The sequence below is a fragment of the Pedobacter lithocola genome (assembly GCF_042650845.1).
GTDB lineage: Bacteria > Bacteroidota > Bacteroidia > Sphingobacteriales > Sphingobacteriaceae > Pedobacter > Pedobacter lithocola.
In genome coordinates this window covers 37,017-61,154 of the sequence record NZ_JBHSBW010000016.1, presented here as the reverse complement: position 1 = coordinate 61,154, position 24,138 = coordinate 37,017, and the positions used below count along the sequence as shown (strand labels likewise).

The window sequence follows — 24,138 nt, the reverse complement described above, 5'->3', positions numbered from 1 at the left end:
TTCGAGTTTTCTTAAGCTACTTTAACATTTACCGCGTTTAGGCCTTTTCTACCTTCTTCTACATCGTAGTTTACGGTATCATTCTCACGAATGTTGTCAATTAAGCCTGAAGCATGAACAAAAATTTCGGCATCGCCATTAGATGGAGTGATAAATCCGAAACCTTTAGTTTCATTAAAAAATTTTACTGTTCCTTGTTGCATTATATTGTATTTTAATTTGTTTCAAAGATAAACTTAAATCCCTAATAATCAATTTTTTATTTTTTTAATTTAAAAATGTTATCAAAATATTGATTGATTGGCATTTAACAGCACATTTCTCCTGTAAATTAGTTTCATAAAATACACTGTAATTGAAGATTACATCATTAATCACTTCCGAAATAGGTTGTATTTTGATACATTCATCTATTCTATACTAAAATTGAGCACTCTTCGCATAAGCAATCTCAGTCAATGCACCGATGTTATCAACAAAAAAAGCTCCCTGAATTTTACCTCAGGAAGCTTTCAAATTTTTCAAACTATAACTTATTGTGCAGGGAAACTGAAATTAAATGTTCCTTGTTCACTTACACCAGACATATAAATCATATTGTTTCTGGTTTGTGGTAATGCTTTTTGAACATCGCCAACAGAATTAACTGGTTGACCGTTTACTTTCGTTATAATTAATCCCTTCTCAACACCAATGTTATCAAAAGCTTTTCCAGTAATTACCGAACTTACAACAACCCCACTATTTATTCCGTATTTAGATTTTTGCGCAGCTGTAGCAGGAACAAATGTTGCACCTAATTTAGATACTTCAACACTCTTTGTTGCTGCAGTTTTAGTGTTTCCACCTAAGCTAGATTCATCTTTCAAAGTAACATTGAAATCTCTCAAAGTTCCATCTCTAAGAACACTTAATTTTACTTTATCACCAGGGTTTAACCTTCCGATTTTCTCTTGCAAATCAGGTGAATCGTTAATTACTACACCATCAACTTTTTTAATTACGTCACCTGCCTTAATTCCTGCTGCAGCGCCGCCACCGCCTACAACAACATCGTTAACATATAAGCCGCTAACTTCTTTGCTGTTTATTTCAGCAGGATTATCTGCACTTAATGGAACGAAACTCACACCAATGTAACCACGTTTAACTGAACCATATTTCATAAAGTCATCTACAACTTTACGAGCTAAATTTACTGGTATTGCGAAACCATAACCTTGGTTGTAACCACTTTGAGATGCAATTGCGGAGTTAATTCCCACCAATTCGCCATTTGCATTAACTAAAGCACCACCACTGTTACCAGGATTAATTGCCGCATCTGTTTGTATAAAAGATTCTATACTTGTATTTGCAGGGCGATCCGGTCTTTTACCGGTACGTTGATATTCGCGATATTCTTCTTCAGTAATTTCGCTACCTTCTTGTTCGCGACCAATAATACCAATGCTTCTATTTTTAGCGCTTACAATACCTGCAGTAACCGTTGTATTTAAATCTAATGGAAAGCCAACTGCTAAAACCCATTCGCCAACTTGGACATTATCAGAATTACCAAACTTAACTACTGGCAAACCTGTAGCGTTAACTTTAATCAAAGCCAAATCAGTGTTCGGATCACGACCGATAACCTTAGCCTCCACTTTGCGTCTATCTGTTAAAATTACCTCTACCTTGTCTGCATTTTCTACAACGTGGTTGTTGGTAACTATATAACCATCCTGACTAATAATTACACCCGAGCCAGATGCTGCTCTTGGCTGGCGTTGCATTTGTCTGCCGCCGCCACCAAAGAAATCTTCCATCATATCCATCGGTGATGACCTTTGGCTTTTTGAAGAAGATGTATATGTTGTTTTAATGTGAACCACCCCAGGTGCAACTGCTGCTGCGGCCTGTGTAAAATCTGCTGTACCTGCAGATGAAACTTTTAATGGATTGTTTGCAAAGTATAAATTCTGTTTTTCAGAAATTGTACTGCCTGTTTGGTTACGCTCAAATAGTTTATAACCTCCTATTGCAGCTGCTCCACCTACAAAAGCAGCCAATAATGTAATTCCTAATATTTTTTTCATGTGTTTGTATGTTATTATGTGCTCAATAGCGATTTAAAATTTTTAAAAAGTTTAATATAAATTCTTTAAGCTTGATTAATTATAAGACTTATTGCTAGCCATTTGTTTTGCTTATTATCAAGTTCAATTTTCTTTGTAATAATTTCTTTCTCCTATTTATTCAAATTTAATACCATATAAACGATATTTGTATCTGCAAAGCACCTCAACCTCTGTTAAAAAATGTTAAATCAATTATCGTAGGCTCAGGACTTAATTATTGCAACTCAAATATTGCATTTATAAATGAAGGTTTCATGAAAATTAATTTTTTAAAATATCAAGGTGCAGGTAACGATTTTATATTAATAGATCATACCGCAAATCCATTAGAAAATATTGATAGTGAACTAATTGAGCGGCTTTGCAACCGTAGATTTGGTATAGGTGCCGATGGATTAATGTTTGTTACTAAACACGAAAAATACGACTTTGAAATGCACTATTTTAATGCCGATGGAAAATTAGGTAGTATGTGTGGTAATGGAGGAAGATGTATTGTTGCTTTTGCCAAACATTTAGGTATTATAGCTAAAGAAACTAACTTTTTGGCAGTTGATGGCCCTCACTATGCCAGAATTTCAGAATCGGGAGAATGGGTTGATTTGCAAATGATTGATGTTGAAACCATAACCAAGGACGGTGAGGCTTTTATTTTAAATACTGGCTCTCCGCATTATGTTGCACTACAAAGTGATTTACTCAATTTTGATGTCTTTTCTAAGGGAAAGACAATAAGATACAATTCTACCTACGCTGAAAAGGGCATTAATGTAAACTTTGTTGAGGATAAAGGTGATTATTTATTTGTGCGTACCTACGAACGAGGCGTAGAAGATGAAACTTATGCCTGTGGTACCGGAGTTACAGCGGTGGCAATGGCGATGGCAAAGCATAAAAATCAAAGTGGACATATCAAAACTGATATAAAAGTATTGGGTGGCGATATTAAAATAGAATTTGACTACGATGGATTTAAATTTACCAATGTTTTCCTTTGTGGTCCCGCAAAATTAGTTTTTGAGGGAGAGATTGATAGCATTTAGTACACGCTGAGTTAAATCCATTCATTTTTTATAGATGAATTTCTTAAGAAAGGTTAAATGTTATTTGTTAGCATTAGGTTTTTTAATCAAAGTCTCAAATAAAAATCCAATCAGCTTGTATAATCGGTGTATTTTTAACACTAACTCTATCAAAAAATTGACTTATTTACTAAACATTTACCCTCATTTTAATCCCAGTTTTACACTAATTAACATCTGTCGCAATTAATTTACACACTCATTTTTAGCCTAAAAAACCACACAAATCCTTATTAAACAACGATTTAAAGTATATTTAAATGATCCATAATCTAAAAATAAATCAATCGATTGATTAAATGACAGAATTTGGACAGATTTATTTTTTTTTAGGCTCTATTTTTGGAAACAATTCGCAATAATTGAAGCATTTATTTATTTCGATTTTTTCGAAACCTGGAAATTAAAATTTAACACATTACAGAAAATAGTCCATGAGAAAAGTAACAACTCTCTTTTTTAGCATAAGCATTGGTTTGCTTTTAGCATCCTGCGGAAATGATGATGAGGCCAAAAAAGCTGCAGCAGCAGCCGCAGCTGGTCCACAAGCCTACCCAGTTTTTACTGTTAATGCACAAACAACAGAACTTAATTCAGATTACCCCGCAACTTTAGAAGGTATTCAGAATATAGATATCCGCCCAAAAGTTGATGGTTTTATTCAAAAAATACTGGTTGATGAAGGTTCGGTAGTTAAAAAAGGACAATTGTTATTTACCATCATGGCTCCGCAATATGAACAAGAGGTTAGAACGGCAAGGGCGGCAATTAGCAGTGCAGAAGCAGATGTAAATGCAGCACAATTGCAGGTAAATAAAACCCGACCTTTGGTTGAGAAAGACATCATTAGCAAATATGATTTAGATGCAGCTCAATTAACCCTTCAAAGTAGGAAAGCAGCTTTAGCGCAAGCAAGGGCAGCTTTAGCCAATGCAAGAGTAAATTTGGGTTATACATCAATTACCAGTCCTGTTGATGGCGTGGTTGGAAGCATTCCTTTTAGAACAGGTAGTTTGGTAAGTAGCTCTAGCACCGAACCATTAACTACGGTTTCAAATACATCAAAAGTTTATGCGTACTTCTCATTAAATGAAAAGCAGTTGTTAGATTTTTCTAAAACCTACAAAGGCAATACCTTAGCACAGCAAATGAAAAATATCCCAGCAGTTAGTTTACTACTTGCCGATGGAACAGTTTACGCTCAAAATGGAAAAATCGAATCGATTAATGGCCAAATAAATACAGCTACAGGCTCTGCGAGTTTACGTGCAACTTTTCCAAATCCAATCTCTCTACTAAAATCTGGTGCAAGTGCATCAGTACGAATTCCTCAAAAGGTTGAAAACGCAATTCTTGTTCCTCAAAGGTCAACGGTTGATTTACAAGGAAAGAAATTCGTTTATGTTGTAGGCGATTCGGCAAAAATTGTGAACACAGAAATAGAAATTATGGATTTGGCTAAGGATAAATTTTACGTGGTAACTAAAGGTTTAAAAGCTGGAGATAAGATTGTATTAGAAGGTTTTCAATCGCTAAAAGATGGTGTGAAAATTAAGCCACAAATAAAAAGTGCCGATTCTGTTTATGCTGAAATCAAAAAATAACAAAGCAAGCGAGCAATCGTAAAATTTGTTTAATCATCAACAATTATGTTTAAGAAATTTATAGAACGACCGGTACTTTCAACGGTTATATCCATCATCATCGTTATTCTCGGTGTTTTAGGTTTAGCTACGCTTCCGGTTTCACAATATCCAGAAATTGCGCCACCAACGGTGCAGGTTTCTACATCATACCAAGGTGCCAACGCCGATGTAGTAATGAGTAGCGTTGTTGTACCGCTAGAAGAACAAATAAATGGTGTAGAAGACATGACATACATGACTTCAACCGCTAGTAATGACGGTTCTGCATCAATCACCGTCAATTTTAAGTTGGGTACAAACCCTGATTTAGCGGCGGTTAACGTTCAGAATAGGGTTGCCAGAGCAACCAGCTTATTACCCGCTGAGGTTACAAAATCGGGGGTTATTACGGCTAAAAGACAAGCAAGTAATGTGTTAATTTTTGGTTTGTATAGTGATGATCCATCTTACGACCAGAAATTTTTGCAGAATTATGCGAACATCAACATCATTCCACAAATTAAACGTATTAGTGGTGTTGGTGATGCAAGTGCCTTCGGTACGCTTGATTATACCATGCGTTTATGGCTTAAGCCAGATGTTATGGCAACTTACGGTTTAGTACCGAGTGATGTTAATGCAGCATTAGCCGACCAAAACGTAGAAGCAGCACCAGGTCAGTTTGGTGAGCAGGGTAACCAGGCATTCCAATATACCTTAAAATATACGGGTAGATTAAAAGATGAAGCACAGTTTGGTAACATCATTATTAAAACTGCAGATAACGGACAAATTCTTCGTTTAAAAGATATTGCAAGGATAGAGTTAGGTGCACAAAGTTATGCCAGTTCAGTTAAATTTAATGGCAAACAAGCTTTAGGTATCGCTATCAATCAAACTGCTGGTTCGAATGCAAAAGAAGTAATAGAAAATTCGATTAAAACTTTAGATGAAGCTCAAAAATCTTTTCCAAAAGGCGTTCATTATTCTACTTTGGTTAACGTAAATGATTTCCTGGATGCATCAATCGAGAAAGTAATTCACACCCTAATCGAAGCATTCATTTTGGTGTTTTTGGTTGTATTTATCTTCTTACAGGATTTCCGGTCAACTCTAATTCCGGCAATTAGTGTTCCGGTGGCAATTATTGGTACGTTTTTCTTCCTCAGTCTATTTGGCTTTACCATAAACCTATTAACTTTATTCGCTTTAGTCCTCGCTATTGGTATTGTGGTGGATGATGCGATTGTTGTTGTGGAAGCCGTGCATGCAAAACTTGATGAAGGCTACACCGATGCCAAAAAAGCGACTGTTGATGCAATGGATGATATTAGCGGCGCCATTATTTCCATTACTTTGGTTATGGCTGCAGTATTTATCCCGGTAAGTTTTATTCAGGGTTCATCAGGAGTATTTTACAAGCAATTTGGTTTAACGCTTGCTATTTCCATCATTCTTTCTGCAATTAACGCATTAACTTTAAGTCCGGCTTTATGTGCTTTGTTTTTAAAACCGCATACCGAAGACCATGAGAAAAAGAAGAACTTTTTAAATCGTTTTTACGATGCTTTTAATACTTCTTTCGATGCAGTAACCAGAAAATACAAAAAATCGGTTGGTTTCTTATCTCATAAAAAATGGTTGGTGGGTTTAGGCATTGCATTCTTTGCCGTTTTATTGGTTTGGACAATGAATACTACACCAAAAGGCTTTGTACCCAATGAAGATTTAGGAACTATATATTCTGATATTTCCTTACCTGCGGGAACATCTCAAGAAGAAACCAACATCTTAATTGCACAAATTGATAGTATTGCCCACAAAATACCTGAAATAAAAAACACATTAAGAGTTGTTGGCCGAAGTCTTATTAGTGGTACAGGTAGTTCTTATGGTATGGTAATTTCACGATTATCGCCATGGGATGAGCGTAAACGCGATGTGAAAGCAATTATTGGTGAACTTTTTGCAAAAACTGCGAATATTAAAGGAGCCAAAATCATTTTCTTCGCACCTCCAACCATCCAGGGTTTTGGTACAAGTGGTGGTTTTGAATTCCAGTTGCAAGACAAAACTGGTGGTGATATTAAAAAGTTTAATGATATCGGTAACGGCTTTTTAGCCGCACTGAGCAAGCGACCAGAAATTCAATATGCTTCAACTTCATTTAACCCAAATTTCCCTCAATATCAAATTGATGTTAATGTTGCTAAGGTAAAACAAGCTGGCTTAACAGTTGCTGATGTTTTAGGTGTAATGCAAGGTTATTATGGTGGTGTTTATGCATCAAACTTTAACAAATTCGGAAAACAATACCGAGTTATGTATCAGGCAGATGCAGAATATCGTGCAAACGAACAAACTTTAACCCGGATTTTTGTTAGAAATGGTGCCGGTCAAATGGCTCCAGTTTCTGAATTTATTACCTTAACCAAGGTTTATGGTCCACAAGCGATATCTCGATTTAATCTATTCACTTCGATTGCTATAACTGGTAACCCAAATCCGGGTTTCAGTTCTGGTGATGCATTAAAAGCAGTACAGGAAGTTGCAGCACAAAGTTTACCAGCTGGTTATGGATATGAATTTTCAGGCCTGTCCCGCGAAGAGATAAGTGGTGGAAATCAAACTGTATTTATCTTTTTGCTTTGTATAATCTTTGTTTACTTCTTATTGGCTGCTCAATACGAAAGTTATATTTTGCCATTGGCTGTATTATTCTCACTTCCGATTGGTTTAGCTGGAGTTTTTGTATTTGATAAAATATTTGGCATTGATAACAACATCTATACACAAATTACCTTGATTATGCTTGTTGGTTTGCTCGCTAAAAACGCCATTTTAATCGTTGAATATGCGGTGGATAGACGAAAAAAAGGCATGAGCATTGTTAACGCTGCAATCGATGGAGCAACAGCACGTTTACGACCAATCTTAATGACATCCTTTGCCTTTATTTTAGGTTTACTTCCATTAATGTTGTCAACAGGTGTTGGTGCATCTGGTAATAAATCAATTGGTACTGGTGCAGTAGGTGGTATGCTTATAGGTACTTTGTTTGGCGTGTTCGTAATCCCGGCATTGTTTATCGTGTTCCAAAGTCTTCAAGAAAGAATTAGCAATAAATCGCCATTTGAAGAAGGTATAGAAAAGGAACAAACGCCAGAAGAATATGAATTAGCAACGGCTAATAATAAACATTAACTAAATCAAAACATGAAATTTCAATATAAGTATTCAATTTTTATTGGTCTTACCATACTTACTTTAAGTGCATGTGTTACTAAAAAATATGAACGCCCACAGCTAAATAGTGATGGTTTGTATAGAGATAATAACACAACGGATACAACTACCATGGCAAATTTGCAATGGAAAAATTTGTTTTCTGATACAACTTTACAATCACTCATTCAGCAAGGCCTCAATCAAAATTTAGATTTGAAGCAAGCCATTGAGCGTATAAAAATTGCTGAAGCCACTTTAATTCAAAGTCGCGGAGCTTTATTGCCTACCTTGCAAGCAGATGTGAATGTAACCGATAATAAAGCATCGGCTGCGGCACAAAACTTTCCTGCCGGGATAAACATTAACTTAGAAACACAAACTTATAGAGCACAGTTAAGCACTAGCTGGGAAGCAGATATTTGGGGTAAGTTGAGTAGTGCAAAACGTGGTGCATATGCAGCTTTATTACAGAGTGATGCTGCCAAAAGGGCGGTACAAACTCAGCTGATTGCAACCATTGCCAATAGCTATTATTCTTTATTAGCATTGGATAAACAATTGGCAATTACCGAGCAAACAATTAAAATTAGGATGCAGGATGTGGAGACAATGAAGGCTTTAAAAGAAGGTGCAATAGTAAATGGAGCTGCTGTTGTTCAAAGCGAAGCAAATTTATATGCTGCGCAGGTTACTTTGCCTGATTTAAAAAGAAGTATTAAAGAAGCAGAAAATGCATTGAGCATTGTTTTAGCACGTGCTCCGGGATTTATCAGCAGAACTACTTTAGATCAGCAATCGCCTTACACTAATTTACAAACTGGTGTTTCTGCACAGCTTTTGCAAAATCGCCCTGATGTTATCGCGGCAGAATATGGATTTAGATCTACATTCGAAAATACAAATTCTGCTAAAGCTTATTTTTATCCGGCATTAACTTTAACGGCCACAGGCGGATTATCGAGTTTGCAATTGAGGGATTTTTTCAGCCAATCTATCTTTTATAATTTAGTTGGTGGTTTAACTCAACCAATTTTTGCTAGAGGCGCTAATAAGGCGCGTTTAAAAACTGCAGAGGCTAATCAGCAAATTGCTTTTTATACTTTTCAGCAGGCGCTTTTAACCGGCGGACAAGAAGTTTCTAATGCTTTGTATGCTTATCAAACAGCAGCAGAAAAAGAAGAAACCCGAGCTAAACAAATCGCATCTTTAACCAAAGCTGTAGATTTTACTAAAGAATTATTGCGCTACAGTTCGGCAACAAATTATACCGATGTTTTAACATCAGAGCAAAGTTTGTTAACCGCACAATTGAATGGCATAAACGATAGATTGCAAAAACTACAATCTGTAGTAGAATTGTATCGTGCTTTAGGCGGTGGATGGAAATAAAAATTTTTAATTAGTAAAAAAGAAACAAGAAAGCCTATGAATCAAATTATTCATAGGCTTTCTTGTTGGGTATTATAGAAGTCTCTTCTTTCTAGCTAACCATAGTCTAAAAACTATCACATTTCATCGCTATTTTACCTAATTTTTTGATGTAACACTAAAATAGTGTAAGTTTAAAGTTTTTCGAGCTGCTAGCTTGCAAAAAATTTTAACTCAAACAATGTTACGCGTCGATAGCTCTAAAAACTGTAAAGTTGTTTACTCTTTGTGCAAGCATGAGTATTTAGGCTATTTAATTGAACCTCACGTGGTTCAGCTCAATCCTCAAGGCGATTTCTCTTTTACTTATCAAAGGATTTTTACGCACACCGCTGAAGAATTTAATGCTTGTTTAAGCGAAACGGATTATAAATTAATTAAAATTTTAGATGATATTGAACAAGATTCGCTCATCAAAAAACATTATAAAAAATTAATCAGACCAACAGAATTTTTCACAAAAGTTTTCGATGCAAAGTTTTACGAAAGTGTTCGACCAAAAATTGAAAAAAAACTTGCAGAAGCTTTAGAAATTTTAAAAGTTAAGGATGAACTTTATTTAATGGATAAAGATGGTTGGCCGGTAGAACGCAAAATAGAGCTTGCTTCTGAACCAGCATCTATCCTGTTCCATTTTAGAAGGAACGAAACAGAAACTCGATATTTTCCTACCATTAAATATCAAAATCTGCGCATCGAATTTATGTTTAAAGAGGCGCAAATTATCAGCAATAAACCTGCCTGGTTATTGCTTAATGGTGTTTTATACTTTTTCGACCAAGATATTGAAGGTAAAAAATTACAACCCTTTTTAGCCAAAAGATACATTGCAATACCCAAATCAACAGAGGCAACTTATTTTGAAAAATTTGTTGCCCCATTAATAGAAAAGCACCACGTTTATGCAGAAGGTTTTGAAATTAAGACCGAACAATACGAAGCCATTCCGGTGTTAAAAATTTTTTATGTTGATGGAGGATTATCACAAATACAGCTTTATTTTAAGTACGGTGAATACGTTTTCCCTTTAGAAAACGCACATAAAGTTACAGTTCGCCTAGAAAATAAGGATGACAACTACATTTTTCATCGTATAAAACGCTCTGCAGAATGGGAGAAAAAGCAATTAAACCTGTTGTTATCCCTCGGACTTAAAAAAGCAAGTGCTCTATTCAGTAACCTCGAAGTTTTAGCCGCAGAAGAAAATCCAAGTTATGCAGCAATAAATTGGGTAAATGAGCACATTGAAATTTTGGTAGCTTCGGGTTTTGAAATCGAACAAGCCACTGGTCAGAAACGATTTGTTTTTGGCGCCAGTAAAATAGATTTAGAAGTTAAAGAAAGTAACGATTGGTTTGATATCAATGCCGTGGTTTGGTTTGGAAAATACCAAATTCCGTTTCTTTCTTTAAAACAACATATACTGCATAAACGCAGAGAATTTATGCTTCCAGATGGTGAAGTAGCCATTATTCCTGATAAATGGTTTACGCAATATGGCAGTTTATTTAGTTTGGCAGAAGCTGGAAAAAATTTAAAACTGAAGAAACATCATATCGGCTTAATTAACGATTTAGCAGAAGACAGTTTAGCAAATGTAACTTTAGAACGCAAGCTTCAACGCCTAAATGATTTTGAAGATATTGCCGATACACAAATGCCTGTACATTTTAAAGGTAGTTTGCGTGATTATCAAAAAGCAGGTTACAACTGGTTTAGTTTTTTAAGAGAATATAACTTTGGTGGCTGCTTGGCAGATGATATGGGTTTAGGTAAAACCATTCAAACGCTGGCCATGTTGCAAAAGGTTAAAGAAGATGATCAATTAGCTGAAACGCAAACTACATCGTTAATTATAATGCCAACATCGCTAATTTACAACTGGTTAACCGAGGCAAAAAAATTTACACCAAAGCTTAAAATTTTAGCACATACAGGAACCAACAGAAATAAAGATGTTGCAAATTTTGCCAACTACGATATTGTTATCACAACTTATGGTGTTACGAGAGTTGATGTTGATGACTTGAAAAATTTCTATTTTAACTATGTTATTTTAGATGAAAGCCAGAACATTAAAAATCCTGCATCAAAATCGTTTAAAGCTGTTAGAAGTTTAAAATCAAGACATAGATTAATATTAAGTGGTACACCGGTAGAGAATTCTGTTGGCGATTTATGGTCGCAGCTTACTTTCTTAAACCCAGGTTTATTGGGTACGCAAGCATTTTTTTACGAGGAATATGTACAAGCCATTGAAAAGAAAAAAGATGAGGAGAAAGCTCGAAAACTTCAATCAATTATAAAGCCTTTTGTACTTAGAAGAACTAAAGAACAAGTTGCAGCCGAATTGCCACCAAAAACCGAACAGGTAATTTATTGCGATATGAGTGAAGACCAAGCTGCCTATTATGAGAAAACAAAATCGGCTTATCGAAACGATTTACTCCAAAGCATGGATGATGGAACTTTTAAGCAAAAACAAGTTCAATTATTGCAGGGTTTAACAGCTTTGCGTCAATTGGCAAATCATCCGGTTATGATTGATGGAAGCTATATCTCCGATTCAGGCAAATTCGAAAACGTAATTCATACTTTAGATAACGTGCTTAAGGGCGGACATAAAGTATTGGTTTTTTCGCAATTTGTAAAGCACTTGGATATTTTTAAAAAGCATTTTGAAGCAGAACACATTCCATTTGCATACTTAGATGGCTCAACCCGAAATCGTGGCGAAATCGTTTCTGAGTTTCAGCAGAATGAAGATTTAAAGGTTTTTTTAATCTCGATTAAAGCAGGTGGTGTTGGTTTAAATCTTACGCAAGCAGATTATGTTTTCATTTTAGACCCGTGGTGGAACCCGGCAGTTGAACAACAAGCAATTGATAGAACACATCGCATTGGGCAGGATAAAAAGGTGTTTATTTATAAATTTATTGCTAAAGATACCGTTGAAGAAAAAATTCTTGCCCTACAGAATAGAAAAAAAACTCTAGCCAATTCTTTAATCACCACAGAAGAAAGTTTCTTTAAATCGTTAAGCAAAGATGATATAAGAGATATTTTGAGGTAAGTTAGTGTGATGTAAGTAATTTGTTATTTATATCGAAAAAAGTTTACCACAGAAACAGAGGTTTTCGCAGAAAATAAATATTGTTAGCGCTAAGCTAAAAAGAGCTGCCACAGAAGCACAGATTTTCGCAGAAATTAAATACATTTAATACTCAAAATAAATTGCCACAGAAGCAAAGATTTCCGCAGAATTATCTTTGTGGAGAGGCAATTTACACATAATGAAGTACTCCCTATTAAATCAATAACATCCAGGTTTGAAATTTAATGATAATATATGAGTACAAATGATTGCGATTTCCCCTTAAAAAAAGAAACGGATTTAATAATTGGAGCAGCGATTGAGGTTCATCGAAACCTTGGCTGTGGATTTCTCGAAATCATTTACAAAGATGCCCTTTGCTTGGAATTGGATAGTAGAGGTTATTACTATGAAAGAGAAAAACTATACCCTGTTTATTACAAAGGTGAACGTTTAGCCCATCATTTCTACGCAGATTTAATAATATTTGATTCCGTTATCTTGGAAATAAAATCTAAAAGTGGAATTGCAAATGAAGATTTAGCACAAACATTGAATTATCTAAAATGCTCAGATTGTAAAGTAGGCTTAATATTAAACTTCGGGAAAGCAAGTTTAGAAATTAAAAGAGTTATTTTGTAGTTCATTTCTATCTGAGGTTAACGGTTTTTTTTCAATTACATACACCGTGAAAATCTGTGTTTCTGTGGCAAAAATATAATTCATTTTAACTTATTCATCATCTAACTAAACATTGATATTCCTGTGGTAAAAGTTTTTTCAATTACATATTCCGTGAAAATCTGTGCTTCTGTGGCAAAAGAAACAAGTATTTAGTATCTCTGCAAAGATCATTGTTCCGGCGGCAAAACAAAAGCAATCAATAACTTCAAAACTTTTTAATTAACGTAAAACTCATTTACTTTTAATCTGTTATACTATTAAATAAAGATTACTATCATGACAAACGAAGATTTAAACAACACAATACACAATGTGAAAGAAGCTTGGAAATACCCAGAGCTTTATCAAAATGTTAGTCGTACGGAACGTTGGCTTTCTGGTGCAACAGGCACCTATTTGTTGTATAAGGGTATCACAGGGCTGTTTTCTCATCCAGTTATTGGTTTAACAGGCGCTGCAATTGGTGCAGGTTTATTATACAGAGGCATTACAGGTTATTGCCCGGTTCGTGAGTTATCTCAACAAGAGGAAGAAGATTTAATTCCTGATGAAGTTGTTGTAACTGAAACGTATGTTGTTAACGATCCAATATAAAAATTTGCTCACTATATTTTGGTTTACTAATAAATCGGTTAACTTTAAATGTTAATCTTTAATTATGAGCAAATACGCGTTATTATTTATCCCGGCATTTTTTTCTGTGCAAGCAATGGCACAGGATAAAAAAATCGATCCGGCAAAAGATCCAAAAACTACTGAAGTTTGGGCTCCTGTACCAAAATCTGTAACACCAGGAAATTTACCTCAAGAAGCTCCTTCTGATGCTATTGTATTATTTAATGGTAGAAATCTAGATGCTTGGCATTCTGTAAAAGACCCTAGTAAACCTGCAGCCTGGACAGTTGATGATGGCTTTTTTACGGTAAAAAAAGGAACTGGTAACATAGAAACCAATAAAAAGTTTACCGATTACCAATTACACATGGAATGGAAAATTCCAGCAAATATTACTGGCGAAGGGCAAGCACGTGGTAACAGTGGTGTATTTTTAGCATCAACAGGTGGTGGCGATGAAGGTTATGAAATCCAGATTATGGATGCGTATAACAACAAAACCTATGTTAACGGGCAGACAGGTAGTGTTTACAAACAAGCAATACCGCTAGCCAATGCAAATAAAAAACCCGGAGAGTGGCAATATTATGATATCATCTGGAATGCTCCTCGATTTAATGAAGATGGAAGCTTATTAAAACCTGCAAGCGTTACGTTATTTTTAAATGGTGTTTTACTTCAAAATGGACTTGTTTTAAAAGGCGAAACCAGATACATTGGTGCACCACAATACAAAAAGCATGGTCCGGCATCTATTAAATTACAAGATCATGGTGACCCAAGCCCGGCTATAAGCTTTAGAAATATTTGGGTTAGAGAATTATAATCTAATTTAAAACATAAAAAAAACCTGCAATGCTAAGCGTTGCAGGTTTTTTTATTACTAATGCTTTTATTTCACCATCATATTTGTAGAAGGTTCAAATAAGCCTCTCTGCTAATCATTTCGGCACCCAAACTTAATAAATGATCGTTTGGTAGCTGACAATCAATCAAATCTACTCCAGATTTACTTAAATAAACCAAAGCAACTTTAGATGCATTACTAACATGGCTAAACATGCTTTCACCACAAAAAACATTGTTTATTTTTAAACCATATAAACCACCCACCAGTTTTTCATTAAGCCAAACTTCAACGCTGTGGGCAAAACCATTTTCGTGCAAATTTATATAGGCTTCCTGCATTTCATTGGTTATCCAGGTTCCATCCTGCCCTATTCGAGGTGTTGAAGCACAATTTTCTATAACCTTAACAAAAGCAGTATTTGTGGTAACCTTAAACATTCCTGAGATGATTACCTTCTTCATACTTTTGCTTATTTTAATTTTATCTGGATAAATTACACATCGTTGGTGCGGAGCATACCAAAGTATTGGATCATCTTCACTAAACCAGGGAAATATTCCGTTAGAATATGCTAAAAGCAATCTTTCCAAACTCAAATCTCCACCTACGGCAAGTAAACCATCTTCATCTGCCAAGGCAGGATTAGGGAAACTAAGTTCGTTATCTGGCAGTTGAAAAAACATCTTCAAAAGTACAAATTGTAACAAAGATTAAACCACGGCGTTTAAAATAAGTCATACTACTAAAATCATCATTATGAGTCCTAAAGATAATTTCTACAAAGTAAAACACCTTTACAACCGTGCTGGCTTTGGTATTTCTTATAACGATTTACATAAACTTAGTCGTAAAAACTTAGATAGAGTAGTTGATGGATTATTCAAAGAACCTAAGCAAAGCGATGAAATTACACTAATAGATAATGTTGCCTCTAAGCAACAACTTTTAATGCAAGCAGGCTTATATGCAAAGAAAGATTTAACGGATGAAGAAAAAAAACAGCGCCAAGAAATTGTTCGAATGCAGAACGAAAAAAGTCGCGATTTAAATATAGCCTGGGTAGAGAAAATGATTAATACGGAGCATCCGCTTCGCGAAAAAATGACCTTGTTTTGGCATGGTCATTTTGCCTGCAGAAGCAACAACCCAATGTTCGCACAACAGCTCAATAACATCCAAAGAAAAAATGCATTAGGAAGCTTTAAAACCTTACTACTTGAAGTATCGCAATCGCCGGCAATGCTTCAATATTTAAATAACCAGCAAAACCGAAAAGGAAAACCGAACGAAAATTTCGCTAGGGAACTGATGGAATTATTCACCTTAGGACGAGGTAATTATTCGGAACAGGACATAAAAGAATCAGCCCGTTCGTTTACCGGATGGATGTACGATAAAGATGGCTCATTTATCTTTCGACCAAATTTTCATGATGCAGGAACTAAAACCTTTTTTGGCAAAACAGGAAATTTTGATGGCGAAAACATCATCGATATCATTTTAGATAAGCCTGAAACTGCAGAATTTATATCGCGAAAGGTTTACAAATTTTTTGTAAACGATAACCCAAATGAAGCAAATATTAAAGAATTGGCAACACATTTTTTTAACTCTAAATATGATATTTCTGAGCTAATGAAAAAAATGTTTACTGCCGATTGGTTTTACAAATCTGAAAATATAGGTACAAAAATTAAATCGCCTGCCGAGTTTTTGGTTGGTTTAAGCAGAGAATTTTATGTTACTTATAATAAAACGCAGGTGCTAATTCAGCTGCAAAGTAGTTTGGGGCAATATCTATTTAACCCGCCAAATGTAGCGGGCTGGCCGGGCGGACAAAGCTGGATTGATAGCTCTTCGTTAATGTTAAGAATGCGCATTCCTTCTTTAGTTTTAAATGATGGTGAGATTGATTTTAGCGGAAAAGCTGACCCTGAAGATGAAGCTGTTATTGCACAAAGTAGAACGGCTACCATTAATGCAAACACTAAAATTAAACCAAAATCTTATGTAGATGCAAAAGCAGACTGGCCTAAATTTTTAGGCACACTTCCAAAAGGAATTAAGCCAGTAGAACTTGCCGAATTTTTACTTCAGCCAAAGCTAAATGAAAAAATAATAGGAATGATTGGTGATAATAAAGGTTTAAAAAGCACATCAGTTGAATTAACCAGCATGCCCGAATATCAACTTTGTTAATTTATTAAATAGTGATATACCATTAGAAGGAAATTTCTTTTCAAATAAGTTGACCTTCAATTAAAAATATAATAAGATGGATAGAAGAAGTTTTTTAAGAAATACAGGTTTTGTTGCAGCGGGTTCATTGTTTGTTCCTGCGTTTATGAAACCGCTTGAAGCAATGGCACTTGATGAATTGAGTTTGTATAAAAATTTAGTGGTTGTACAGCTTTCTGGTGGGAACGACGGGTTAAATACTGTTGTACCTTATGGCAACGACATTTACTATCAAAAAAGAAAAGGCATTGCCATTAAGCCCGAGCAAATTATAAAACTAAATGATATGCAAGGCTTAAACCCAAATATGGCCGCTTTGCAAGAAATTCACGACCAAGGATGGATGACCATAATAAATGATGTTGGCTATCCAAATCCGGATCGTTCTCATTTCCGCTCTATGGATATTTGGCAAACCGGAAGCGAAAGCAACCAGTTTTTATCAACTGGTTGGATTGGTCGCTATTTGGACAGCAACTGTCAAACCTGTAAATACCCGTACACCGCAATTGAGGTTGATGATTCGCTCTCGCTTGCCATGAAAGGACAAACTAAAAAAGGAATTGCTTTGAAGGATCCCGCAGCATTGTATCGCAATACAAACAATCCATTTTTTAAAGCAATGCTTCAAAATGATAAAGAACATTTAGATGAGGATAATTTGGGCTATTTGTATAAAACAATGATCGAAACATCGTCATCAGCAAATTATATTCAAAACACATCAAAAGTTTATCAAAATAAAGCTGTTTACCCACAATCTGGTTTTGCAAATCAACTGAAAACGGTTTCAAAATTCATTTCTTCAGGTTTAAAAACAAGAGTTTACTATGTTTCACTTAGTGGTTTTGATACCCATATAAATCAAATTCAGCAACAAGGAAATTTACTGAAACAATATAGTGAAGGTATGGCCGCTTTTCTGAAAGATTTGAAAACAAATAATAAATTAGAAGATACTTTAGTAGTTACCTTCTCAGAGTTTGGCAGAAGAGTTGAACAAAATGCAAGCAATGGAACAGACCATGGAACCGCTAATAATATGTTCATTTTCGGAGGCAGATTAAAGAAACAAGGAATATTTAATGCGGCACCAAATCTTAGCGATTTAGATACTGGTGATTTAAAATATCAATTGGATTTTAGACAAGTTTATGGAACCATTTTAGATAAATGGCTGGATGTTAATAATGCCGATATATTAACTAAAAAGTTTAATACTTTGGATTTTATTTAGGCTTTTAGCTTTTCCCGCAGATTTCCGCTAATAAAAACTCAGATTTTCACAGAAGCGTGGTGACGAGAATATCTGCGGGAAACAAAAGCAATCTCGCTATTTTCTTTTTAGCAGATATTTTGTATAGCTTGAATCCTTTCCATTCTGAACTTCTCTTATTAAAAAAATTTCATATCCATAATTCTTCATTTTATTTGCACAATCTAGTAAAGAATTAAATTCAAGCTTTTTCCCGTTGTCATCTCTAATTAACGCATCGTCACCATATTCGATTTTCTGCCCATATTCTAAAATTATTCCGGTTTTTCGGCTAAAATACTGTCGGTCAGCAGAAATTTCTATGTATGGAGTAGTAATGTCATTTAATTTAACTTTGTTAACATTTTGAGCTTTTGCGCTGGAAAAAGCAATGCACGCGACCGCAGTCGGTAGGAGAAGAAATTTTTTCATAATAAGGTTTTTTTGTGTGTACCCTAAATTATAAAATAATATTCTTTGCTCATTATATTGAAATGTAACAAAATCATCCTCACTCAATCTTAACCTAAAAAGCATCATGAATTTTTTAGGTAACATCATTTGGATTATTTTTGGAGGCATCTTTATTTTTTTTGAATACATAATAGTTGGTTTAATCCTTTGTCTTACCATAGTTGGTATTCCTTTTGGCATACAATGCTTTAAATTCGCAATCGCTGGTTTGGCTCCTTTTGGCGTTAAAATATCCGATACATCATCAAACACAGGCTGTCTATCCACAATAATGAACATCATTTGGATTTGTTGTGGAGGCATTTGGATATCATTAACTCATTTTATCTTCGGCATTTTATTGTGCATCACAATTGTAGGCATTCCTTTCGGCCGCCAGCATTTTAAACTGATGAATTTAGCCTTTACGCCTTTCGGAAAGTCGATATCATAAATAAGTCGAGTAAGATTTAAAAGCTCTGCATATAATCTTTTACGCATTAGATAAAACTTCTTTAATGATTGATTCGATTTAGCAATAGATTGTTACCATTACACCCAACCTGTAGAGAAACTCTACACTTTTGTTTTGCAAGTATATTTATAAACATTTGATAACTAATGTATTAAAGTTTTAGATGCCTTTGGCATCATTATGAAACAATAGCAAATACAATTAGACATTAAATTTTAAAAATCATACTATGAAAAAGTTCATTTTATCAGCTACATTCTTAGCGTTCGCAGGGTTCTCAGCAGTACAAGCAAGTGAAGTTAACACAATCGAAAATCCTGCAATTACCGCAGTTCAAGATAGCACGGTTAAAACACCAGTAAAATTAGAAGAATTGCCAGAGCCAGTTACAACGGCATTAAAATCTGATGCATATAAAGGCTGGACTGCAACAGAGGCATGGGCCGTAAAAGAAGGAACAAAGGAATATTACCTGATTAATGTTAAAAAAGAAGCCGAAACGGGTTCTGTGAAAATTGACAAAGATGGCAAGCCAGTTCAATAATCAATAAATTAACGCTTTCAATAGCATAATCAACAAATCACAATCTTGGGGGATTGTGACAGAACCAAAACTAAGAAACCATCATGATATCAATGCAAAATTTAATATCATGATGGTTTCAATTTCATCAAACCAAAATAATAGATAATGAAAAAATTAATTTTATCAGCTGCGTTTTTCGCTTTTGCCGGATTCTCAGCAGTACAAGCAAGTGAAGTAAATACAATAAAAAATACTGCGATTGTTGCAGTTCAAGATAGTGCAGTTAAAACCCCAGTAAAGTTAGAAGAATTACCAGCACCTGTAACAACAGCTTTAAAATCTGATGCTTACAAAGGCTGGACAGCAACCGAAGCTTGGTCTGTTAAAGAGGGCACAAAAGAATATTACCTTATCAATGTTAAAAAAGAGGCAGAAACGGGTTCTGTAAAAATTGATAAAGAAGGTAAACCAGTTCAATAAATCCCAAAAATACATCTACCTTACAAGAATGGCCAGACTTTGTCTGGCTTTTCTTATTTTTGTTGTATGGCGAAAATCCTGATTTTAGAAGATGACACAACTTTTGCTCAATTACTAGAAGGTTTTTTAACAAAAAACTACCATGAAGTTACGCTTGTAACCCACATTAAGCCTTCCCTAAAACTAATCGAAAATCAACAATTCGATTTGCTTTTGGTAGATTATCGATTGCCTGACGGAATAGGTTTTGAATTAATTACACATTCCCGTAATCTCGGTCACTCTACGCCAATCATCATCATGACGAGTTTTAATGATGTTCGAACGGCTGTTAAATCGATGCAAATGGGTGCTTTCGATTACATTACTAAGCCTGTAAATCCCGACGAGCTTTTAATGGTTATTAAAAGTTCTTTAACCAAAGGAGATGCTAAAAGCGTTAATACATTAGAAACTGAAACTGATTTTATAAAAGGAAAAAGTGCAACTTCTGATAGGCTATATGAACACATTGCATTGGTTGCACCTACTGATATGTCGGTAATTTTTCAGGGCGAAAGCGGAACAGGTAAAGAGTTTGCAGCAAGAACACTGCACCAACAGAGCAAGCGGGCTGATAAGCCTTTTATTGCAATTGATTGTGGTGCACTATCGAAAGATTTGGCAGCAAGTGAATTATTTGGACATGTGAAAGGTGCATTTACAGGTGCCTTAAACGACAAAAAAGGGCAATTTGAAGCTGCCGATGGTGGTACATTATTTCTTGATGAGGTAGGAAATTTAACTTATGAGGTTCAAATAAAATTACTTCGTGTTTTACAGGAAAGGATAATTCAGCCTTTAGGAAGCACAATACAAATACCTGTTGATGTTCGAATAATTACGGCTACAAATGATGATTTGTTAAGCAGTATCTCTGCTGGCGAATTTCGAGAGGATTTATATCATCGTTTAAACGAATTTAAAATCCAATTGCCGGCGCTTCGCGATAGAGGAAATGATTTAGAATTATTTATTAACCACTTTATTGATTTGTCCAACCGCAATTTAGATAGAAACGTTAAAGGCATTTCTGCAGAAGCAAAATCACTTCTATTAAACTACGATTGGCCTGGCAACTTACGTGAGCTTAGTAATGTAATTAAACGCATGGTTTTATTAACGCCAAATGATATTGCTCAAGTAAGTGCATTGCCCGATGAAATGATGATTTCTGTAAATCAACAAACATTACCCGGAAGTTCGTCAGATTTAAAAGCTGTTAACGAACAGAACGAAAAAAACATCATCACAGAAACATTAAATAAAGTAAAACACAATAAATCAAAAGCAGCTAAAATGCTTAATATTGATAGAAAAACCCTTTATGCAAAAATGGAGCGATATGGGATTGAATAAAATATCCTTGATATTCCTTCAAGCAAAATAATCGATACATTATAAGTGTTCTGCTTCAGGCTCCATTTCACCCAAAACAGAAATTAAACCATCTAATTTCTCTAATTGATTAAAAATTTCTTGTGTAATAGAATCATTTAAACCTTTTTCGGCAATATCCATTTCTAACAATCTAAATGCTGTAGCTAAAGTTTTAGAACCCATTTGGGCTGTTCGGCCTGCAAGGCGATGCACAATTAAACGACACTTATCTTTGTTTTGATTAGCAAGTTGGATTTTCAATTCAGCTGCATCATCAATACAATCTTGCTTAAATCTATTTAAAATTTTAGCTAACATTTGTTGGTCTCCAAAGGTCATTTTTTCGATAGATGATAAATCAAACTCGGGCAGCTCTACCAATATTTTCTTTTTATCAAATATGGATAGCAAATCGATAGTCCTGAATGGTTTCATAATCAATCCATCAAAACCTTCGCATAACACCATTTCCCTTTCTTCTGGTAAAACCTGGGCAGTAATGGCATAAAACTTAATATTTTCAGGAAGCTTTTTCTTCAAAATATGGCAAAGTTCCAAGCCTGTCATTTCAGGCAAGCGCATATCTATCAAAACATATTTTAAGTTAGGTAAGGGCTCTTCTTGTAGAATGTCAGCAACCTGACTAAAGCTTTTAAATGGAATGTTATTTTTCTCGAAAATTAATCCACATAATTCTAAAATTAGTTTATCATCATCAATTACCCATACACTTCCAGAATTTGTAATGGTGTAATGTTCAAAATCAATTGTATCATTAATAACCTCATCCGTGTATTCATATTTCAAATAAATGCTAAAAGTGGTTCCTTTGCCTGGTTTACTCTTAACATAAATTCTGCCGCATTGATTTTCTATTAGCGATTTCACAATTGTTAAACCCAAACCCGTTCCGGTTTGGTTTATTATGTATTTCTCTGGCGACTCGATCTGCTCAAACTCATTAAATATTTTTGTAATGTCTGTTTCAGCAAAGCCAATACCGGTATCTTGTATCGTAAAGTTAAAGTGCAAATCATCATCTTGTTTCTTACACACAACAGATAGCAGAATTTCACCTTTCAATGTAAACTTAACAGCATTACCCAGTAAATTAAATAGAACCTGCTTTAGCCTAAATGCATCGCCCTTTACAAATTCAATTGCTCCCAAATCCAAATCAGCAATAAGTTTAAGCGATTTTTGTTCGGCAAGCGGGCGCATAACGGAAACTACTTCATCTAAAACTTTTTTTATGCTAAAAACTTGGTTGTTAAAGCTAAACTCGCCAGAGATAATTCTATTGTAATCCAACACCTCGTTAACAATCTGAAGCAAATGAATAGAGGATTTATAAATTGCATCCACGTCTTTCTTCTTTGGATTATCTTGCTGAGAGATTAATTCGGCATAGCCTAAAATAGATTGTAAAGGCGTTCTAATTTCGTGGCTCATGTTAGATAAAAACCTTTGTTTCGCCTTTCCATGATATTCGGCTTCATCTTTTGCCAATTCTAGTTGTTTCCGATATTTATTGCTTTTGGTAATATCTGTTAATATCAAATACAACAAAATTACGGTTATTAAAAAGAAGGCAATTATTATCACTGTAATTTGCGTTATGCCATCATTTACAACTTGCTTAGCCTGAATACCGTTCAAATCAACCTGTGCAACTGCTTGTCCTTCAACCTCCCTTAAAATTTGCAGCATTTGGCTTGTTAAAGCATTACTCGCAGTAGATAATTCGGCCTCCCGTTTCAAAAATTTCTGACTTTTCTGCCGTTGTTCCAGTTCAATATTTTTTAAAGAGCCGGTCATGCTTTTCATCACGCTATCTTCGGCCCGGGCATTTAGTGTATCACGTTTAACCTTAAATTCTTCATTAATTATCTTGTAAACATCAGCTTTCTTTTTCCCAAAAAGTTTGCTCAAAAACCCTCTCGATTTTTCTGCATCTTCTGGAGCAACTGTGGTTGTTGAAGTTGTAGTTTCAGTAGTTAATACAGCACTATCCGTTTGCCTCGAACGGGTTGCAACCAATGCATTAAGCTTCTTAACTTCGTTAGAAAAAGATTTGGTATTAACCAGAGTTTCACGCACCTGGAGGTATGAAATAAATTGTTTATCGCGTTCTACAAGTAAGCTTCTTATTGATTTTATGCGAGAAAGCTGTAATGAATCATTGGCATAAAGCGCTTTTAAAGTATCTAAACTTGCTCTTAATTTTCTTGATTCTTTTAGAAAACTATTATTGCCTTGTTTACTAAAGGCTTCATCACGCTGTAATTGGTCTAGCCTTGCTATTTTATGAGATAAATCATTTACAATTCTAAGTCTGTCGTTTGGTGCAGAAATTTCTTCAACCGTATTTAGCATTCTGGTAAAGGCAAATTTGCTTATACCCCAAGCCAATAACAAAGCAAAACAGGCAAACACGAACCCAATTATTACCTTACTTTTTATTGCCCTGAAGAATTTTTTTTGAATTACAGCTGCCATTAATTAAAGAATGATTATATGTATTAACGAGTTTTTCGCCCAGAAGACATATATCTGTAGATAGAAC

The 24,138-nt window shown here is 34.9% G+C and carries 19 protein-coding genes; 14 read left to right on the top strand and 5 right to left on the bottom strand.

Translation table 11 applies throughout. The features are described from left to right. Nucleotides 1–11 precede the first annotated feature (11 nt). Complete coding sequence (locus ACFOWA_RS18220) at nucleotides 12–203, bottom strand: cold-shock protein (protein ID WP_010599638.1); 192 nt, start codon at nucleotides 201–203, stop codon at nucleotides 12–14. Between the two features lie 330 nt (nucleotides 204–533). Beyond that, a complete protein-coding gene (locus tag ACFOWA_RS18215; protein ID WP_378987986.1) occupies nucleotides 534–2,078 on the bottom strand; it encodes a trypsin-like peptidase domain-containing protein in 1,545 nt (514 codons plus the stop codon). Nucleotides 2,079–2,374: 296 nt separating this feature from the next. On the opposite strand from ACFOWA_RS18215, the gene dapF reads away from it, so the two are divergent. The 8 genes from dapF (at nucleotide 2,375) to ACFOWA_RS18175 (ending at nucleotide 14,702) form a co-directional block, all read left to right on the top strand. Continuing rightward, a complete protein-coding gene (gene dapF / locus ACFOWA_RS18210; RefSeq protein WP_378987983.1) occupies nucleotides 2,375–3,163 on the top strand; it encodes a diaminopimelate epimerase in 789 nt (262 codons plus the stop codon). Between the two features lie 473 nt (nucleotides 3,164–3,636). Then, a complete protein-coding gene (locus tag ACFOWA_RS18205) occupies nucleotides 3,637–4,806 on the top strand; it encodes an efflux RND transporter periplasmic adaptor subunit (RefSeq protein ID WP_378987980.1) in 1,170 nt (389 codons plus the stop codon). Between the two features lie 45 nt (nucleotides 4,807–4,851). Next, on the top strand, nucleotides 4,852–8,031 hold the full coding sequence (locus ACFOWA_RS18200) for an efflux RND transporter permease subunit (RefSeq protein WP_378987977.1): 3,180 nt from the start codon (nucleotides 4,852–4,854) through the stop codon (nucleotides 8,029–8,031). A gap of 12 nt (nucleotides 8,032–8,043) precedes the next feature. Beyond that, nucleotides 8,044–9,444 carry an efflux transporter outer membrane subunit gene (locus ACFOWA_RS18195; protein WP_378987974.1) on the top strand — a complete coding sequence of 467 codons (1,401 nt, stop codon included), beginning with the start codon at nucleotides 8,044–8,046 and terminating at the stop codon, nucleotides 9,442–9,444. A gap of 220 nt (nucleotides 9,445–9,664) precedes the next feature. Then, entirely contained in the window at nucleotides 9,665–12,556 is a 2,892-nt protein-coding gene (locus ACFOWA_RS18190; protein WP_378987971.1) for a DEAD/DEAH box helicase, read from the top strand. A gap of 276 nt (nucleotides 12,557–12,832) precedes the next feature. Next, nucleotides 12,833–13,219: a GxxExxY protein gene (locus ACFOWA_RS18185; protein ID WP_378987968.1), complete on the top strand. Its 387-nt coding sequence runs from the start codon at nucleotides 12,833–12,835 to the stop codon at nucleotides 13,217–13,219. A gap of 318 nt (nucleotides 13,220–13,537) precedes the next feature. Next, a complete protein-coding gene (locus ACFOWA_RS18180; protein WP_378987965.1) occupies nucleotides 13,538–13,855 on the top strand; it encodes a YgaP family membrane protein in 318 nt (105 codons plus the stop codon). A gap of 64 nt (nucleotides 13,856–13,919) precedes the next feature. Then, nucleotides 13,920–14,702 (top strand): 3-keto-disaccharide hydrolase, encoded by a 783-nt coding sequence (locus tag ACFOWA_RS18175; protein ID WP_378987962.1) that lies wholly within the window; start codon nucleotides 13,920–13,922, stop codon nucleotides 14,700–14,702. A 77-nt stretch (nucleotides 14,703–14,779) separates the two neighbouring features. Here ACFOWA_RS18175 and aat read toward each other — a convergent pair whose 3' ends face one another. After that, the gene (aat, locus tag ACFOWA_RS18170; RefSeq protein WP_378987959.1) at nucleotides 14,780–15,409 is read right to left on the bottom strand and encodes a leucyl/phenylalanyl-tRNA--protein transferase; all 630 of its coding nucleotides are present in this window, start codon (nucleotides 15,407–15,409) and stop codon (nucleotides 14,780–14,782) included. 73 nt (nucleotides 15,410–15,482) lie between these two features. On the opposite strand from aat, the gene ACFOWA_RS18165 reads away from it, so the two are divergent. Both ACFOWA_RS18165 and ACFOWA_RS18160 read left to right on the top strand, forming a co-directional pair. Further along, nucleotides 15,483–16,925, top strand: coding sequence for a DUF1800 domain-containing protein (locus ACFOWA_RS18165; protein ID WP_378987956.1), 1,443 nt, complete (start codon nucleotides 15,483–15,485; stop codon nucleotides 16,923–16,925). Nucleotides 16,926–17,001: 76 nt separating this feature from the next. Beyond that, a complete protein-coding gene (locus ACFOWA_RS18160) occupies nucleotides 17,002–18,201 on the top strand; it encodes a DUF1501 domain-containing protein (protein WP_378987953.1) in 1,200 nt (399 codons plus the stop codon). Nucleotides 18,202–18,297: 96 nt separating this feature from the next. Here ACFOWA_RS18160 and ACFOWA_RS18155 read toward each other — a convergent pair whose 3' ends face one another. Then, nucleotides 18,298–18,651 (bottom strand): hypothetical protein, encoded by a 354-nt coding sequence (locus ACFOWA_RS18155; RefSeq protein ID WP_378987950.1) that lies wholly within the window; start codon nucleotides 18,649–18,651, stop codon nucleotides 18,298–18,300. Nucleotides 18,652–18,757: 106 nt separating this feature from the next. On the opposite strand from ACFOWA_RS18155, the gene ACFOWA_RS18150 reads away from it, so the two are divergent. The 4 genes from ACFOWA_RS18150 (at nucleotide 18,758) to ACFOWA_RS18135 (ending at nucleotide 21,551) form a co-directional block, all read left to right on the top strand. Beyond that, nucleotides 18,758–19,126: a YccF domain-containing protein gene (locus ACFOWA_RS18150; RefSeq protein WP_378987947.1), complete on the top strand. Its 369-nt coding sequence runs from the start codon at nucleotides 18,758–18,760 to the stop codon at nucleotides 19,124–19,126. A 250-nt stretch (nucleotides 19,127–19,376) separates the two neighbouring features. Further along, a complete protein-coding gene (locus ACFOWA_RS18145) occupies nucleotides 19,377–19,691 on the top strand; it encodes a hypothetical protein (protein WP_378987944.1) in 315 nt (104 codons plus the stop codon). Nucleotides 19,692–19,838: 147 nt separating this feature from the next. Then, the gene (locus ACFOWA_RS18140) at nucleotides 19,839–20,153 is read left to right on the top strand and encodes a hypothetical protein (protein ID WP_378987941.1); all 315 of its coding nucleotides are present in this window, start codon (nucleotides 19,839–19,841) and stop codon (nucleotides 20,151–20,153) included. 66 nt (nucleotides 20,154–20,219) lie between these two features. Beyond that, nucleotides 20,220–21,551, top strand: a complete 1,332-nt coding sequence (locus ACFOWA_RS18135; RefSeq protein ID WP_378987938.1) for a sigma-54-dependent transcriptional regulator — start codon at nucleotides 20,220–20,222, stop codon at nucleotides 21,549–21,551. 39 nt (nucleotides 21,552–21,590) lie between these two features. Here the strand turns inward: ACFOWA_RS18135 and ACFOWA_RS18130 are convergent, their stop codons facing one another. Then, nucleotides 21,591–24,071 carry a hybrid sensor histidine kinase/response regulator gene (locus tag ACFOWA_RS18130; RefSeq protein WP_378987935.1) on the bottom strand — a complete coding sequence of 827 codons (2,481 nt, stop codon included), beginning with the start codon at nucleotides 24,069–24,071 and terminating at the stop codon, nucleotides 21,591–21,593. Nucleotides 24,072–24,138: the final 67 nt, after the last annotated feature.